The following is a 14,585-nucleotide window of genomic DNA, read 5'->3' as shown; positions in this document are numbered from 1 at the left end:
GATGCCAAAACAAGTGGCACGGTATTCGCTAAAGGTTCAAGCAAAGGAATCCCTCGCCCGTGAACTCCAAAGACATTGCCAACCGGATCGTGGAAGCGATCCTGGCCCAAAAGCTGATGCCCGGCGCACGCCTGGGCGAGCAGGCTTTGTCGATGCTGTTTGACTGCAGCCGGACGCTGGTGCGCGAAGCACTGATGCAACTGACCGCACGCGGCATCGTGCAGGTCAGTTCACGCCGGGGCTGGTTTGTGGTGCAACCGTCCAAAACCGAAGCACGCGAAGCCTTCGAGGCCCGCAAAGTCATCGAGACCGGCCTGATCCGCAGCGCCGGGGCCATGGACAAAACCACGCTCAAGCGCCTGAAGCAACACATCCAGCAAGAGAAAACCGCGCTCAAACAAGACGACGTGGGCCGCCGCAGCTTTTTGCTGGGCGACTTCCATGTGTGTCTGGCCGAGTGTTTGGGCAACCAGTTGCTGGCCGATACGTTGCGCGACTTCACGGCCCGCACCACGCTGATCGCCATGCTCTACCAGTCGAGCCACGACGCGGTGAAGTCTTGCCAAGAACACATCGAGATCGTGCAGGCGCTGGAGCGCGGCGACAAAGAAACTGCCGAGCGGCTCATGGCCGAACACATTGGTCAGGTGCAATCCGCGCTGCAAATCAACGCTGCACCGGCAGACCCGCTGGCCGAATTGCGGCTGGCCTTGGCCCCCATGAGCGCCCCGATGGCGGCCAAGAAAACCGCTTCGCGCACTCCCCGTTCAGTTTCACCTTCCACTTCACCTTCCACTTACCTAGGAGCCTTGTTATGAAACTCTCGAAACGCCTTGTCTTGTCCACCGCCGTGGCCGCCAGCCTCTTGACCTTGGCTGGTGCCAGCCACGCCCAAGCGGCGCTGGACAACATCCAGAAAACCAAGCTGATCAAGATCGCCATCCCGACCGACTTCCCGCCTTATGGCTTTGTCGGCATCGACCTCAAGCCCCAAGGCCTGGACATCGACATGGCCAATTTCATCGCCGCCAAGATGGGCGTGAAGATCGAGTTGATGCCAGTGACCAGCGCCAACCGCATCGCTTACCTGCAAACCAAAAAGGCCGACTTGGTCATCTCGACTTTGGGCAAAAACGCTGAGCGCGAAAAAGTCATCGACTTCACATCGGCCTATTCGCCTTTCTTCCAGGGCATTTATGGCCCCAAAACCATCAGCATCAAAACGATGGCGGACCTGGCAGGCAAAACCGTGGCGGCCACCCGTGGCGCTTTGGAAGACCAGGAATTGACCAAGGTGGCCCCGGCAGGCACCGACATCAAGCGCTTTGAAGACAACAACGCCACCGTGTCCGCTTTCGTCGCGGGCCAAACCCAATTGCTGGCCACGGGCGTGTCGGTCGCGGGCGTGATGATGCAAAAGAACCCCCAGCTCAACACCGAATACAAGCTGCTGCTCAAAGACAGCCCCAACTTCATCGGTGTGGGCAAGGGCGAAGATGCGCTGCGCACCAAGGTCAACACCATCATTGCTGACGGCAAAAAGTCAGGCGACATCGACAAGATGGCGCAAAAGTGGCTGGGCCGCCCTGCTGGCCAGTTGCCCGAATAAGCACTTGAAAGGCTGACGCCATGGCGATCGAGCTGGACTTTGCGGCGGTTTTGACCGAGTGGCCCTTGCTGGTCAAGGGTGTGGCGTGGACGCTCGGCCTCACGGCCGTGTCTGCGGTGCTGGGCGTGCTGCTGGGCATTGGCTGCGCTTGGGTGCGCACCCAGGGGCCGAACTGGAGCCGCCCTGGCGTGGCCGCCTATGTGGAGCTGATACGCAACACGCCTTTCATCGTCCAGCTCTTTTTCCTGTTCTTTGGCTTGCCTGCCATGGGTGTGCGCCTGAGCCCCGAATGGTCGTCGGTGATCGCCATGGTGATCAACCTCGGGGCTTATTCGGCCGAGATCGTGCGGGCCGGCATCCAGACCACGCCTGCAGGGCAGATCGAAGCGGCCATGAGCCTGGCGCTCTCGCGCATGCAAACCTTCATCCATGTGGTGCTGCCGCCTGCACTTCAGCGCGTGTGGCCTGCGCTGGTCAGCCAGATCATCATCGTGATGCTGGGCTCGGCGGTGTGCGGACAAATCTCGACCGAGGAGCTGAGCTTTGCCGCCAACCTGATCCAGAGCCGCAACTTCCGCGCCTTTGAAGCCTTCATCGTCGCCACCGCCATTTACCTGTTGCTGTCGATCGCCACCCGCGCCACGCTGAACTGGTTCGGCCAACGCTTCTTGTTCGGAGGCCGCCGTGGTTGAATTTTCTCTCTGGGACATCGTCAGCAACCTCTTGCTGGCCGCGCGCTGGACCATCGTTTTGTCACTGATCGCTTTTGTGGGCGGTGGCCTGGTGGGCTTGGCCTTGCTGGTGGCACGCACCACACCCAACCGCACCCTGCAACAAGCCGTGGCGCTGTATGTGCAAGTCTTTCAGGGCACGCCTTTGCTGATGCAGCTGTTCCTGGCCTACTTCGGCATGGCCATGCTGGGCGTGGAGACCTCGGCCTGGACGGCAGCGGCCGTGGCCCTGACGTTGTACAGCAGCGCCTTCCTCACCGAGATCTGGCACGGCTGTGTCAAATCGATTGGCAAAGGCCAGTGGGAAGCGGCGCAAAGCCTGGCGCTGAACTTTGGCGAGCAACTGCGCTACGTCATCTTTCCGCAGGCCGCACGCATTGCGGTCGCGCCCACCGTGGGCTTTTTGGTGCAGGTGGTCAAGGGCACAGCGCTGGCGTCGGTCATCGGTTTTGTCGAGCTGACCAAGGCCGGCACCATGATCACCAACGCCACCTTCAAACCGTTTGTGGTCTACAGCTGTGTAGCTGTTTTGTATTTCCTGATCTGCTACCCGATCAGCCTGTATGCACGCTCTCTCGAAGGCAAATTCCATGTCCAACGCTAACTCCACGGCTGCCGTCGCCATCACGGGGCTGCGCAAGTCCTATGGCAGCAACGAAGTCCTCAAAGGCATCGACCTGCAAGTGCAGCCCGGCGAAGTGATCGCCATCATCGGCAAAAGCGGCTCGGGCAAAAGCACGCTGCTGCGCTGCATCAACGGGCTGGAAACGTTCCAGCACGGCAGCCTGACCGTGCAGGGCCAGGCGCTGGTCTACACCGACCCCGCCGCCATGCGCCGCCTGCGCCAGCAGGTCGGAATGATCTTCCAGTCGTTCAACCTGTTCCCGCACCTGACGGTGGGCAAAAACATCCAGCTGGCCCCAGGTTTGGTCAAACAGTTGCCTGCCGCAGAAACCGAAGCCGCGGCACGACGCCTGCTGGGCCGCGTGGGCCTGGCCGAGAAATTCGATGCTTTCCCGGACCAATTGTCGGGCGGTCAGCAGCAGCGCGTGGCGATCGCCCGGGCGCTGGCCATGTCGCCGGGCATTTTGCTGTGCGACGAAATCACCTCGGCACTCGACCCCGAGCTGGTGGGCGAAGTGCTGGCCGTGGTGGAGTCGCTGGCGCAAGAGGGCATGACGCTCTTGATGGTCACGCACGAGATGAACTTTGCCCGCAAAGTAAGTGACCGCGTGATCTTCATGCACCAAGGTTTGGTGCATGAGCAGGGGACGCCAGCCGAACTGTTTGCCAACCCGATGACACCCGAATTGCAGCAATTTTTGTCTTCGCTGCACTGAGTCAAAATTGCTGACATTTGTTCGGAGTCATCTGATGAAACGTCTGCTGTTGTGTTTACTGTTATGCGTTTGCGGCTTGGGTGTCTATGCCAAAGAACAAATGGTCAAACTCGAGATCGGTCGAGCCAATGCCCATTTGCCGATTTATGTGATGACACAGCCGCAGGCAACAGCCACCTTGGTGTTGCTGCCCGGTGGCGATGCGGGCACAGGCAAGCTGGTGGAGGGCCAGCCCACCAGCAAGAATTTCTTGGTGCGCAGTCGCGCACTGTTTGCGGCCCAGCAATTCAACGTCATCGTGGTCTTCAGAGCTTCTGATTTACAGCGCCTGGACTACGACTACCGCGTCAGTCCCACGCATGTGCAAGAGCTGGCCGAGGTGGTGCGCCACGCCAAACAACTGAGCGATGCGCCCGTGTGGCTGGTGGGCACCAGCCGGAGCACCGTGTCCGGCACGGCGGCCACGATTGCCTGGCCCCAAGGCACGGTGCAAGGTCTGGTCCTAACCTCCAGCGTGACCTCCAACAAGATCGGCGCCATCGCCACACAAGCCATTGGCAAATTAGCAGTGCCCACGCTGGTCGTGCACCACCAGCAAGATGCCTGCAAGATCTGCTTGCCCCAAGAGGCAGCCCGCATCACCGACGGTCTCAAGTCGGCACCGATCAAGAAATTCATCATGGTCCAAGGCGGCTCCGACCCTGTGGGCGACCCCTGCGATGCACTCCACTGGCATGGCTTCATCAACCACGAAAAAGAGACTGTCCAACAGATTGCCCATTGGATCAAGTCTCCCCAGAACTGATGCCGCTGATCACTGAAAAAGAAAGTCCATTCATGCCCAACACCGCCTTTATTACCTTAGCGCCACCCCAGTTAGAACATGTTTGCGACCTGGCCGTGACCATCGCAGCCCCGGTCGAAGTCGGCCACACGCCTGCTGGTTTGCGCCGCATGATCCCGATCACGGGCGGCACCGTGACCGGCCCTCGGGTCAACGGCAAAGTATTGGCTGGTGGTGCCGACTTTCAATTGATTTTGGGCGGCGGCACACAGGCGCACCTTGATGCGCGCTATGTGATCGAGCTGGACGATGGCACCCGGGTGTTTGTGCAAAACACCGCTTTGCGCGTGGCTTCACTGGAGAACTCCCAGCGCATCATGAATGGCCAGCACGTCAATCCCGACGAGGTTTACTTTCGCTGCCAACCCAAACTCGAAGCCACCGCGCCGCAATGGACTTGGTTGAGCGAAAGCCAGTTCATCGGCACCGGGCGGCGTGCGCCCGATGGGGTATTTTTGAGTTTTTACCGGGTACTTTGAGCCGCCAGATAAGCGACCGCAGCCGCCACGCCGTCGGTGCCAAAAGGAATTTTTTGCACCGTCATGGCCGCCTCAATGCCGGCCAGCGCCCCCAAGATCATGGGCTCGTTCATGTCGCCCAGATGGCCGATGCGAAACACTCGGCCCGCCAAAGGCCCCAAGCCCCCGGCCATGGCCACCTGAAAACGCTCGCGAGCCACCGTGCGCAAGGCCTCGGGGTCGACACCGGGCGACACCTCGATGGCGGTGACCGAGGCCGACAGTGTCTCGGGCTGCTTGGCATGCAAGCGCATGGCACCCGGCACCGCCCAACGCGAGACCGCTGCATGGACAGCGCCTGCCAATCGCTGATGCCGCGCCCACACCTTGGTTAAGCCCTCGGCTTCAAGCAAGGCAATGGCGGTCTCCAACCCGGCGATGTGGGCCAACGGTGGCGTACCGCAAAACTTGGCCGACTGGTTGTGGGTCTGGCGGCGTTGCCAGTCCCAGTAAAAACGGGGGGCAGCGTGCTGGGCCGACCAGGCCATGGCTTTGGCGTTGACCGCCACAAAGCCCAAACCGGGCGGCATCATCAAACCCTTTTGCGAGCTGCCCAAGGCCACGTCCACGCCCAGCGCGTCCATGTCAAAAGGGCTGGCAGCCAGCGAGGCCACCACGTCCACCACATACAGCGCAGGGTGAGCCGCAGCGTCGATGGCGCGGCGCACCGCCGCCAAGTCGCTGGTCACGCCGCTGGCCGTATCGGTGTGCACCACCATCACCGCGCTGATGCGGTGGGCCGTGTCTTCGCGCAGGGCTTGCTCGATCGCGGCCACGTCAAAGGGATGGCCCTCTTGGTAGGGGGTGCGCTGCAAAGCGATGCCCAGGCCCTCGATTTGGATCGCCCACTGGTCTGAAAAATGGCCCGAACCCGCCAGCAGCAAGGTGTGCTGCGGCGACGCCAGGTTCGCGGCCGCCGACTCCCACATGCCATGCCCATTGCTGGCAAACAAAAACACATCGGAGTGCGGGCTGTGCAACAAGCGCTTCATGCCGCTTTCACATTCGGCAATCATGGCCGCCACCCTGGGGTCCGACAAATCGGTCATGGGCCGCTGCATGGCGTGCATGACCTCGTCGGGCACATGGGTAGGACCCGGCGAATGCACAAACCGGATGCCGGGGATGCGGGGCGTAGAGGGTGAAAAGCGGTTCATGCCGTTCCTGCGTCGATCGATGAGGATTTCAGTTTAAAGCGTGCGCAAACCCCAAACACCGGATGGCTGTCTGGGTTTCATTTCGGTGCTAATGTCCACACCTGTTGAACAAGGCAAGCCATGAAACACCACCCTGTGACTTTTGACAAAAATGTTGTGAGCCCCCGGCGCACCCTTTTGCTGGGCAGCACCTTTTTGTTGGCTGGGGTTTTGGGCATGCAAGCGCCCAAGGCCTTGGCACAAGACTTCCCGCCCAAAAAGAACATCACCATGATCGTCGGCTTTGTGGCCGGCGGCGCGGCCGACACAGGCGCACGCATCATCGCCAAGCGCTTGGGCGAGAACCTGGGCGTGTCGGTCACGGTCGAGAACAAGGCCGGCGCGGGCGGCAATATTGCGCACCAACAAACCGCCACGGGACCCGCCGATGGCAGTGTCTTGCTGCTCGGCTCGGTGGGGCCATTGGCAATTGCGCCGCACATGATGAAGTTGCCTTACGACCCCGTGAAAGACTTGGCACCCTTGACCATGGCGGTGAACTTCCCGAACGTGCTGGTGGTTGATCCCGGCGCGGGCATCAAGACCTTTGCGGAGTTTGTGGCCACGGCCCGTAAAAACCCCGGCAAATTAACATTTGCGTCCACAGGGCCCGGCTCTGCCTCGCATTTGGCAGGCGAGCTGCTCAACGACATGGCCAAACTGGACACGGTGCATGTGCCCTACAAAGGCGGTGCGGCAGCGCTGCAAGATGTGCTGGGTGGCCGCGTGACCGGCTGGTACGCCACAGTGGCCACGGCAGCGCCGCACATCGAAGCGGGCAAATTGATCCCGCTGGCCAGCACGGGCACACAACGCTTGCCATCGCTGCCCAAGGTGCCCACCATCGCCGAATCCGGGTTTCCGGGCTTCAATGCCACCAACTGGTACGCCTTTGTGGCCTCGTCCAAAGTGCCCAAACCGGTGCTGGACCGTTGGAACACCGAATTGGTGAAAGTGCTCACCAACCCAGATGTGGTGGAGCAACTGAACAAACACGGCCTGACACCGCTGCCGGGCACCCGCGAGGAATTGGCCCGCTACATGGCGACCGACACCGCCATGTGGGGACGGGTCATTCGCGAACGAAAAATCGTGTTTGATTGAAGCGTGAGCGCTACTTCTCCCGGCTGATCGTCCAACGCGTCAGCCACATGCCAGCCAGACTTGGCTACAATTCGCGCATTCTTGTACAGAGGTTTCCCATGTCAGCTCACAACGATTCACACACATCCGACGATCCCGTGGAAAACGTGGTCAAGCACATTCCTGTGGTCATTCCGGCCGCTGGCGCCGTGCTGATCTTCTTGCTGGCCTTCATTGCCGTGTTCATGGCCTGAGGCTTTGCCGCCCCCCGGTGCGCCCCCGGCAGCACCCCACCAACCCGCAACAGCGCAAGCTTTGCGGGTTTTATTTTGTGCGCACTGGCATGATGTGCAGCGCCCCTGGGGCGATCAGCAACTGCACCCAGCCACCGGCTTGCGCCTGCAAGCGGTCGAGCAGGCGGGTGGTCAGGTTCAAGGTGATGGCTTGGCTGGGCAAAGCTTCTGGGCGAAGCGTGCACAGGCTGATCTCCCCCAGCGACAAAACCTCGAGCAACTGGCAACGCAAGCGGGTTTGGCCGGGTTCGGCCGGGTTGGGGGCTTGGCCATCGGCCAGTACATCGACCTGCTCGCCGTTGAGCACCCAGGTCACGCGGGTGCCATCATCGATCTTGTTTTTGTCGAACACGGCCAAGTCCAAGCCGGCGTCTGAGTCCGACGCGTCGGTCCAGTGCAAGCGCCCCCAACCCGGCTGGTCTTTGTAAAAACGGCCCTCAAAATGGTTCTGGATGCCCACCAACTCGGCCACGCGGGCGTTGCGGGGGCTGGCAAACACACGAGCCGGCTGCCCAGTTTGCAGGGTCTGGCCTGCGTCCACAATCACCACCCGATCGGCCAGACGCCGGGCTTCTTGCAGGTCATGCGTGACCAAGACCATGGGCACCGACACCTTCTGGCGCAAAGCCGCCAACTCCCGGTAAAGCGCCTGGCGAGTGGGTGCGTCCACGGCAGAAAAAGGCTCGTCCAGCAACAAAACACCCGGCAAAGCCTCTGGCGCTTCAGCCTGGGCCACCGAAGGCCGGGGCATGACGCGCACCAGCGCCCTGGCCAGTGCCACGCGCTGCTGCTGCCCACCCGAGAGCTGGGAAGGCCTGCGCTCGCTCAGCGTTGCCAGACCCAAACGCGTCAGCAAAGCTTGCACATCAGCGCCCGACCAGTCGGGACCGGCGGCCAAGGCCACGTTGGCCTGCGCCGTCATGTGCGGAAACAACGCGTATTGCTGAAAGACCAGGCCCGCGCGGCGCTGCTGTGGGGTCAGCTGCACACCCTGCGCCGTGTCCAACCAAGCCTGGCCCGCCACCCGAATGTGGCCTTGCACATCGGCCGGTGTCCACAAGCCGGCAATGGCGCGCAGCATGCTGGTTTTGCCACTGCCCGACGGCCCGACCAGGGCCACCAGCTCGCCAGCACCACAATCAAATTCGGCTTCCAGCCGAATAGGGCTGGCCGAGCGCAGATGCACTTGCAAGCCTTGCATCAACGCTCCTGCAGGGCCCGGCCACGCTGGCCCACCCGGTCAAAGGCCAGCACCAGGCTCAGCGCCAGCAAGGAGATGGCCACCAGCGCCAGCGCCATCACATGGGCCGACTGCAAATCCATGCCTTGCACCTTGTCATAGAGAGACACCGACAAGGTGCGGGTTTCGCCCTCGATGTTGCCGCCGACCATGAGCACCACACCAAACTCGCCCAGCGTGTGCGCCACCGTGAGCGCCATGCCTGCCAGCAAGCCGGGCCAGGCCAGCGGCAGCTCGATGCGCCAAAACGTCTGCCAGGTCGACAAGCCAGACACCCAGGCCGCCTCGCGCAGGCTGTGCGGCACCGCCGCAAAGGCCCGCTGAATCGGTTGCACCATGAAAGGCAAATTGACCAAGACACTCACCAGCAGCAGGCCTTCGAGGGTGAACACCAGCCGAATGCCTGAGGCTGCCAGCCACGCGCCCAAGGCACTGCCCTGGCCAAAAGCCACCAAAAAGTAAAACCCAATCACCGTGGGCGGCAAAAGCAAAGGCAACAGCAGCAAGGCCTCGACCACCGGCCGCCCAGCCCAAGCCGTTACGGCCAGCCAACGGGCCAGCGCCAAGCCCAGTGGCAGCAAAGCCAAGGTGGTCAAGACGGCCAAAGTCAGCGAAACGTGAAGGGCAGACCAATCCATGGTGTGGGTTCGTTGAGCGAGAACAAGTCAGGTGGAATTGAAGCCCGATTATTGCGGCAAGGCGTAACCGTGCCGCACAAACACCCCCTGCGCTGTGGGACTGAGCAAAAACCGTTGCCAATCTGCGGCCGCCGCCGTCGCGCCCTTGAGCAAGACCATGCGCTGGTACAGGGGGGCGTGCAGTTCGGCTGGCAAAGGCAAGACCTGCAAGCTACTGGCGATTTCGGGGGCGAGCGTCAGCGCCAAAGCAGAGATGCCCGCCTGAGCTGCCCCCGTGGCCACAAACTGGGTGGCTTGGCCGATGTTGTCGCCCAGCACCTTGTTGGTCATGGGCAAGGGCCCAACACCTGCGCGCTGCAAAGCTTCTTCGGCGGCCACGCCATAGGGGGCGAGCGCCGGGTTGGCGATGGCAAATTTGTCACCCGGCTTCATGGCGCGGACCACAGCGGCCAAGCCTTGGGGCAACGGCAGTGCTGAATTTTTAGGCACGATCAGCGCCAAGCGTCCCATGGCGTACCGCTGCCCGGCGTCCACCGTGCGACCGGCTTTGGCCAGTTCGGCCACCCAAGCCTCGTCGGCCGAGATGAATTGCTCAACCGGCAAACCTTGCAAAATCTGCCGCGCCAGGTTGCCGGACGCCCCCAAGTTCACATCCACCTGAACGCCTGTTTGTTGCTTGTATAGGCCTGCCAAGTCAGCCAGTACAAACTTCAAGTTGCTCGCGGCGGCAATTTTTAGCCGCAATGGCGCAGGGGCCGAGGCCTGAGCGTGGACCCCAAACGGGGTCAAGGCTGAGACGACCAGAAACACACAAACCGCCAAGAAGCCGCGACAACACCTCTTGCGATCAGTTTCAGAAAAATGACGGACGTTCGGATTATGCATTTTTTGCATAGATTTAAAAGGTTTTTTCCACAAGGAACAGGCACACAAGGGACAGGCTCCCTAAAATCGAGGCCCCACAGGTTACCAAGCGGTTACAGCACCGATTTGGGTCGCTCACCCAGTATCTCAGCACCCCAGCCGTTTTTTCAAAGCCCCTGCTCAGGGTTTTTGAAAAAACGATTTTTAAACTTTGGAGCTTTCCCATGAACTCACCCGTGATGCAGGGCCTGAACCTCAATACGCCCGCTTACGTCAAGAACGCCAAGCTGATCGCCTGGGTTGCCGAAATGGCCGCCCTGTGCAAGCCAGCCAACATCTACTGGTGTGACGGCTCGCAAGAAGAATACGACCGCCTGTGCGCCGAGCTGGTCGCTGCCGGCACCTTCAAAAAGCTCAACCCCGCCAAGCGCGCCAACTCGTTCCTGGCTTGCTCTGACCCTTCAGACGTGGCCCGCGTGGAAGACCGCACCTACATCTGCTCGGCCCAAAAAGAAGACGCCGGCCCCACCAACAACTGGATGGAACCCGCGCAAATGCGCGCCACCCTGAACCCGCTGTTTGACGGCTGCATGGCCGGCCGCACGATGTACGTGGTGCCTTTCTCGATGGGACCTCTGGGTTCGCACATCAGCCACATCGGCATTGAGCTGACCGACAGCGCTTATGTCGCCGTCAACCAAAAGATCATGACCCGCATGGGCAAGGCCGTGTTCGACGTGCTGGGCACTGACGGCGAGTTCGTGCCTTGCATGCATACCGTGGGCGCACCTTTGGCTGCTGGCCAAAAAGACTCCACCAGCTGGCCTTGCAACCCCACCACGAAGTACATCGTGCACTTTCCTGAGACCCGCGAGATCTGGTCTTACGGTTCGGGCTACGGCGGTAACGCGCTGTTGGGCAAGAAGTGCTTTGCGCTGCGCATCGCCTCCAACATGGGCCGCGACCAAGGCTGGTTGGCCGAGCACATGCTCATCTTGGGCGTGACCAACCCCGAGGGCAAGAAATACCACGTTGCAGCGGCGTTCCCCAGCGCTTGCGGCAAGACCAACTTCTCGATGCTGGTGCCCCCTGCTGCGTTTGACGGCTGGAAAGTCACCACCATCGGTGACGACATCGCCTGGGTCAAGCCCCACGCCGACGGCAAGATGTACGCCATCAACCCCGAAGCGGGCTACTTTGGCGTCGCTCCTGGCACCAACATGAAGACCAACCCCAACTGCATGCTGAGCCTGCACAAGGACGTGATCTTCACCAACGTGGCCCTGACGGACGACGGCGACGTGTGGTGGGAAGGCATGGAAAAAGACACAGGCAAGTTGCCCGACCATTTGATCGACTGGCAAGGCAAGGACTGGACCCCCCAGATCGCCAAAGAGACCGGCGCCAAAGCCGCCCACCCCAACGCCCGCTTTACGGTGGCCGCTGCCAACAACCCCGCACTCGACCCCGCCTGGGACGACGCCGCGGGCGTGCCGATCGACGCCTTCATGTTCGGTGGCCGCCGCTCGACCACCGTGCCGCTCGTCACTGAAGCGCGCAGCTGGACCGAAGGCGTCTACATGGCCGCGACCATGGGCTCCGAGACGACTGCTGCCGCCTTTGGCGCGCAAGGCGTGGTGCGCCGCGATCCGTTCGCGATGCTGCCTTTCTGCGGCTACAACATGAGCGACTACTTCCAGCACTGGCTGGACACAGGTGCCAAGGCTGAGGCCGCTGGCCACAAGCTGCCCGCGATGTACTGCGTGAACTGGTTCCGCAAAGGTGAAGACGGCTCCTTCGTCTGGCCTGGTTATGGCGACAACATGCGCGTTCTGAAGTGGATGATCGACCGCCTGGAAGGCAAAGCCGCCGGCCAAGACACCATGTTCGGCGTGGCCCCCACGTATGCGGAAATCACCTGGACCGGCCTGGACTTCAGCGCTGAGCAGTTCAAAGCCGTGACCAGCATCGACGCTGCCGCTTGGCAAGCCGAGTTCAAGCTGCACGATGAGCACTTTGCCCAACTGAGCTATCACCTGCCCCAAGCGCTTTTGGACACCAAGTCGGCTTTGCAGGCCAAACTGGCCGCTTAAGTATCAGCCATATCGCGCCCCAAAGGCGCGGCGCAAAAAAACCGCCCCGGTTTCAAGCCGGGGCGGTTTTTTCATATCAACGGCTTTAAGAATTACTGTTTGAAGTAAAACTCACCAATCGCCTGGTCGTAAAGCGCTGGCGTTTGCTCATGCCCCACGGAACGCGCCAATCGCACCACCTCGGTGCGCACATTGCGCAAAACACGGTCAACTGACAAGCCTGGCTTGGTCATTTCTTTCACGAAAATTCGGGTGAACAAGCCATTCTTCTCTTTGTCGTTGTCGCCCAGACGGTCCAAGGCCTGCTGCCCTGAGCCCGCCGAGAACATGATCATTTGACCCGTGGCCGCCGATGTGGGGGCAAGCCCCCGACCGCCAACCGCACGGCCTTTGCCCTTAAAAGGGTTGTCTCGGCAAGCGTCGATCACGGCCAAGGCAAATTTGGTCTTTTTCTCTTCCAAGTCATCCAGTACTTTTTGCAGCAAGATGGCGTCGTCCTTGACCTGGTCTTCATGGTCGCCTTGGACATCGATGGGCAACAAATAGTTGGCATTGCCCAATTGCACGCCATGGCCCGCATAGAAAAACAGCACCTCGTCACCACCGGTCAGGTTTTGACGGAAGTCGCGCACAGCTTGTTTGAATTTCTTCTCGTCCAAGTTCAGATGCTTGAACACCTTGTAGCCCACGGATTCCAGTGATTTGGCCATGGCCTCAGCGTCAGCGGCCGCGTTGTTGAGCTTGGAGACATGTTTGTACAAGTCATTGCCAATGACCAAGGCCTTGCGGTTGGCATAGGTCACGGGTTCTTTGGCGGCCACAGGCGCAGGGGCGGCGGCCAGCTCTTTGGCTTTGGCAGCCGCTGCTGCGGTTGCGGTTGCGTTTTCTTGCTGCAACTTGGCCAACATCTGGTTCATGAGTTCCAGTTGCTGGTTCATTTTGCGTTTTTCTTCGTCCAGCGCCCGGCGCTCTTGATCCAGCTTGATTTGAGCCGCGTTGTCCGCAACCATTGGGATGGCTGAAGGGACTGCAACTGGCGCTGCCGCAACTGGGGCGGGCTTAACAGGGGTCGCCTCTGCCTTGGGAACTGCCGCTGGCGCTGCCGCTACAACTGGCGTAGGAGCTGGCAAAGCTGCTGGTACGGATGGGAGTTTGACAGCTGCGGGTTCCGGCTTGGGTGCAGCGGCTACCACAGGAGGTTGCGCCATTGCAGGGACAGCCTGAGCAGGCGCGTTTGAACCACCCGTATTCACTGGGTACGCCAAGGCCATGATGGGCTGGGGCTTTTTGTTGAAATAGCTTTGCTGCATGGATTCGATGTAAATCGAGGCCCACGTGTCGAGCATGGTTTGCTCAGGGCGCGGTTCACCAGCTTTGACGGCATCCCTGAATCGAATGGCCCCTGTACCTTTGGGGGGCAAGATGAAAGCCTCTACTCGCAAGCCTTTGCCATTGAACTGCTGTACCGACAGTTCGGCCAGAAACATGCTTGATTTGAAAGATTTGTCATGCTCGTCAAAGCCTTTGACAGCATCAATCCACCACTCTTTGTCGTTGGGGTTAGACCAGCTGCTGACATTTCGCCAAACATCAAAATTACCCATGGCGAAAAAGCGTGAGCACTTATTAATCAATTGGTTAGCTAGTGTTCCGTGTTGGTTAAGTATGAAGTGCTGAGTCGAGCTGGACTGACAACCCGTGTTGCCCCAACGTACCGATCCCGTTGCCTGTCTCACTACCAAAAACGGAATTCGGTCATCGGCTTGTTTGTTTCTCAGTGTGTAAGTTTCCCAGGTGTAACCCGGACGAGTATTCGTACTGTTGTGGCTGTACAACCAAGTGCCTTCAGGCAAAGCCACGCTGGCACCCCCGCCCATGGGCAAGAAGTCTTTGTAGGTCGAACCCACCACGGGCTGCGCCATGGCTGGCAAAGCCAAACCAGTCATGCACAACAACAAAAGTGCGAGACAGAAACGTTGGATGCGGCTCAGTGCCGGCAAATGCCCTTGGCGTCCAAAAATTGCAAAGCTTGTCATGGTGTGATTCCGGAGAGGCGATTTGATATTCATCGAAATTATCATTTCAATTGTTACACTGATCATCAATCCTCCACTCTCCAGTTCGGAAAACACACAC

15 protein-coding genes are annotated in these 14,585 nt (G+C 60.3%); 10 read left to right on the top strand and 5 right to left on the bottom strand.

Translation table 11 applies throughout. The features are described 5' to 3' along the window. The first annotated feature begins 116 nt into the window (after positions 1-116). The 7 genes from B9Z40_RS08225 to B9Z40_RS08195 are packed head-to-tail and all read left to right on the top strand — an operon-like array spanning position 117 to position 5,003. Positions 117-818, top strand: a complete 702-nt coding sequence (locus tag B9Z40_RS08225; RefSeq protein WP_233204862.1) for a GntR family transcriptional regulator — start codon at positions 117-119, stop codon at positions 816-818. Continuing rightward, positions 815-1,609 (top strand): transporter substrate-binding domain-containing protein, encoded by a 795-nt coding sequence (locus tag B9Z40_RS08220; protein ID WP_100172705.1) that lies wholly within the window; start codon positions 815-817, stop codon positions 1,607-1,609. The genes B9Z40_RS08225 and B9Z40_RS08220 overlap by 4 nt, the downstream gene beginning before the upstream one ends. A gap of 20 nt (positions 1,610-1,629) precedes the next feature. Next, positions 1,630-2,301 carry an amino acid ABC transporter permease gene (locus tag B9Z40_RS08215; protein WP_100172704.1) on the top strand — a complete coding sequence of 224 codons (672 nt, stop codon included), beginning with the start codon at positions 1,630-1,632 and terminating at the stop codon, positions 2,299-2,301. Further along, a complete protein-coding gene (locus B9Z40_RS08210) occupies positions 2,294-2,944 on the top strand; it encodes an amino acid ABC transporter permease (protein WP_100172703.1) in 651 nt (216 codons plus the stop codon). The genes B9Z40_RS08215 and B9Z40_RS08210 overlap by 8 nt, the downstream gene beginning before the upstream one ends. Then, complete coding sequence (locus B9Z40_RS08205) at positions 2,931-3,680, top strand: amino acid ABC transporter ATP-binding protein (protein WP_100172702.1); 750 nt, start codon at positions 2,931-2,933, stop codon at positions 3,678-3,680. Before B9Z40_RS08210 ends, B9Z40_RS08205 begins: the two co-directional genes overlap by 14 nt. Positions 3,681-3,714: 34 nt before the next feature. Beyond that, entirely contained in the window at positions 3,715-4,485 is a 771-nt protein-coding gene (locus tag B9Z40_RS08200) for an alpha/beta fold hydrolase (protein ID WP_100172701.1), read from the top strand. A gap of 32 nt (positions 4,486-4,517) precedes the next feature. Next, a complete protein-coding gene (locus tag B9Z40_RS08195) occupies positions 4,518-5,003 on the top strand; it encodes a DUF3237 domain-containing protein (protein WP_199172507.1) in 486 nt (161 codons plus the stop codon). Here B9Z40_RS08195 and B9Z40_RS08190 read toward each other — a convergent pair. After that, positions 4,988-6,199: an alanine--glyoxylate aminotransferase family protein gene (locus B9Z40_RS08190; protein ID WP_100172700.1), complete on the bottom strand. Its 1,212-nt coding sequence runs from the start codon at positions 6,197-6,199 to the stop codon at positions 4,988-4,990. The two genes, B9Z40_RS08195 and B9Z40_RS08190, sit on opposite strands and share 16 nt — an antisense overlap. 120 nt (positions 6,200-6,319) lie before the next feature. Between B9Z40_RS08190 and B9Z40_RS08185 the strand changes: the two genes are divergently transcribed. Both B9Z40_RS08185 and B9Z40_RS17390 read left to right on the top strand, forming a co-directional pair. Next, on the top strand, positions 6,320-7,342 hold the full coding sequence (locus B9Z40_RS08185) for a Bug family tripartite tricarboxylate transporter substrate binding protein (RefSeq protein ID WP_369823421.1): 1,023 nt from the start codon (positions 6,320-6,322) through the stop codon (positions 7,340-7,342). A 98-nt stretch (positions 7,343-7,440) separates the two neighbouring features. After that, entirely contained in the window at positions 7,441-7,575 is a 135-nt protein-coding gene (locus B9Z40_RS17390) for a hypothetical protein (RefSeq protein WP_255408263.1), read from the top strand. A 70-nt stretch (positions 7,576-7,645) separates the two neighbouring features. Here the strand turns inward: B9Z40_RS17390 and B9Z40_RS08180 are convergent, their stop codons facing one another. The 3 genes from B9Z40_RS08180 to modA are packed head-to-tail and all read right to left on the bottom strand — an operon-like array spanning position 7,646 to position 10,302. Continuing rightward, positions 7,646-8,815: an ABC transporter ATP-binding protein gene (locus B9Z40_RS08180; protein WP_100172699.1), complete on the bottom strand. Its 1,170-nt coding sequence runs from the start codon at positions 8,813-8,815 to the stop codon at positions 7,646-7,648. Then, on the bottom strand, positions 8,815-9,492 hold the full coding sequence (gene modB, locus B9Z40_RS08175; RefSeq protein WP_100172698.1) for a molybdate ABC transporter permease subunit: 678 nt from the start codon (positions 9,490-9,492) through the stop codon (positions 8,815-8,817). Before modB ends, B9Z40_RS08180 begins: the two co-directional genes overlap by 1 nt. A 48-nt stretch (positions 9,493-9,540) precedes the next feature. Next, the gene (gene modA / locus B9Z40_RS08170) at positions 9,541-10,302 is read right to left on the bottom strand and encodes a molybdate ABC transporter substrate-binding protein (protein ID WP_233204834.1); all 762 of its coding nucleotides are present in this window, start codon (positions 10,300-10,302) and stop codon (positions 9,541-9,543) included. Between the two features lie 278 nt (positions 10,303-10,580). Between modA and B9Z40_RS08165 the strand changes: the two genes are divergently transcribed. Then, a complete protein-coding gene (locus tag B9Z40_RS08165; RefSeq protein ID WP_100172697.1) occupies positions 10,581-12,449 on the top strand; it encodes a phosphoenolpyruvate carboxykinase (GTP) in 1,869 nt (622 codons plus the stop codon). 92 nt (positions 12,450-12,541) lie between these two features. Here B9Z40_RS08165 and B9Z40_RS08160 read toward each other — a convergent pair whose 3' ends face one another. Beyond that, positions 12,542-14,485 (bottom strand): caspase family protein, encoded by a 1,944-nt coding sequence (locus B9Z40_RS08160; RefSeq protein WP_100172696.1) that lies wholly within the window; start codon positions 14,483-14,485, stop codon positions 12,542-12,544. Positions 14,486-14,585 lie beyond the last annotated feature (100 nt).

Source organism: Limnohabitans sp. 15K, assembly GCF_002778285.1.
Taxonomy (GTDB): domain Bacteria; phylum Pseudomonadota; class Gammaproteobacteria; order Burkholderiales; family Burkholderiaceae_C; genus Limnohabitans_A.
Note: the sequence above shows the minus strand (reverse complement) of the source record. Positions and strands in the feature narration are given on the sequence as shown.

Bases quoted from the DNA above. Each gene is read 5' to 3' on its own strand.
- B9Z40_RS08225 (WP_233204862.1), top strand. From the start codon at position 117: ATGCCCGGCGCACGCCTGGGCGAGCAGGCTTTGTCGATGCTGTTTGAC.
- modB (WP_100172698.1), bottom strand. From the start codon at position 9,492: ATGGATTGGTCTGCCCTTCACGTTTCGCTGACTTTGGCCGTCTTGACC.
- B9Z40_RS08165 (WP_100172697.1), top strand. From the start codon at position 10,581: ATGAACTCACCCGTGATGCAGGGCCTGAACCTCAATACGCCCGCTTAC.
- B9Z40_RS08185 (WP_369823421.1), top strand. From the start codon at position 6,320: ATGAAACACCACCCTGTGACTTTTGACAAAAATGTTGTGAGCCCCCGG.
- B9Z40_RS08160 (WP_100172696.1), bottom strand. From the start codon at position 14,485: ATGACAAGCTTTGCAATTTTTGGACGCCAAGGGCATTTGCCGGCACTG.
- B9Z40_RS08205 (WP_100172702.1), top strand. From the start codon at position 2,931: ATGTCCAACGCTAACTCCACGGCTGCCGTCGCCATCACGGGGCTGCGC.
- B9Z40_RS08200 (WP_100172701.1), top strand. From the start codon at position 3,715: ATGAAACGTCTGCTGTTGTGTTTACTGTTATGCGTTTGCGGCTTGGGT.
- B9Z40_RS08215 (WP_100172704.1), top strand. From the start codon at position 1,630: ATGGCGATCGAGCTGGACTTTGCGGCGGTTTTGACCGAGTGGCCCTTG.
- B9Z40_RS08195 (WP_199172507.1), top strand. From the start codon at position 4,518: ATGCCCAACACCGCCTTTATTACCTTAGCGCCACCCCAGTTAGAACAT.
- B9Z40_RS08220 (WP_100172705.1), top strand. From the start codon at position 815: ATGAAACTCTCGAAACGCCTTGTCTTGTCCACCGCCGTGGCCGCCAGC.
- B9Z40_RS08180 (WP_100172699.1), bottom strand. From the start codon at position 8,815: ATGCAAGGCTTGCAAGTGCATCTGCGCTCGGCCAGCCCTATTCGGCTG.
- B9Z40_RS08190 (WP_100172700.1), bottom strand. From the start codon at position 6,199: ATGAACCGCTTTTCACCCTCTACGCCCCGCATCCCCGGCATCCGGTTT.
- B9Z40_RS17390 (WP_255408263.1), top strand. From the start codon at position 7,441: ATGTCAGCTCACAACGATTCACACACATCCGACGATCCCGTGGAAAAC.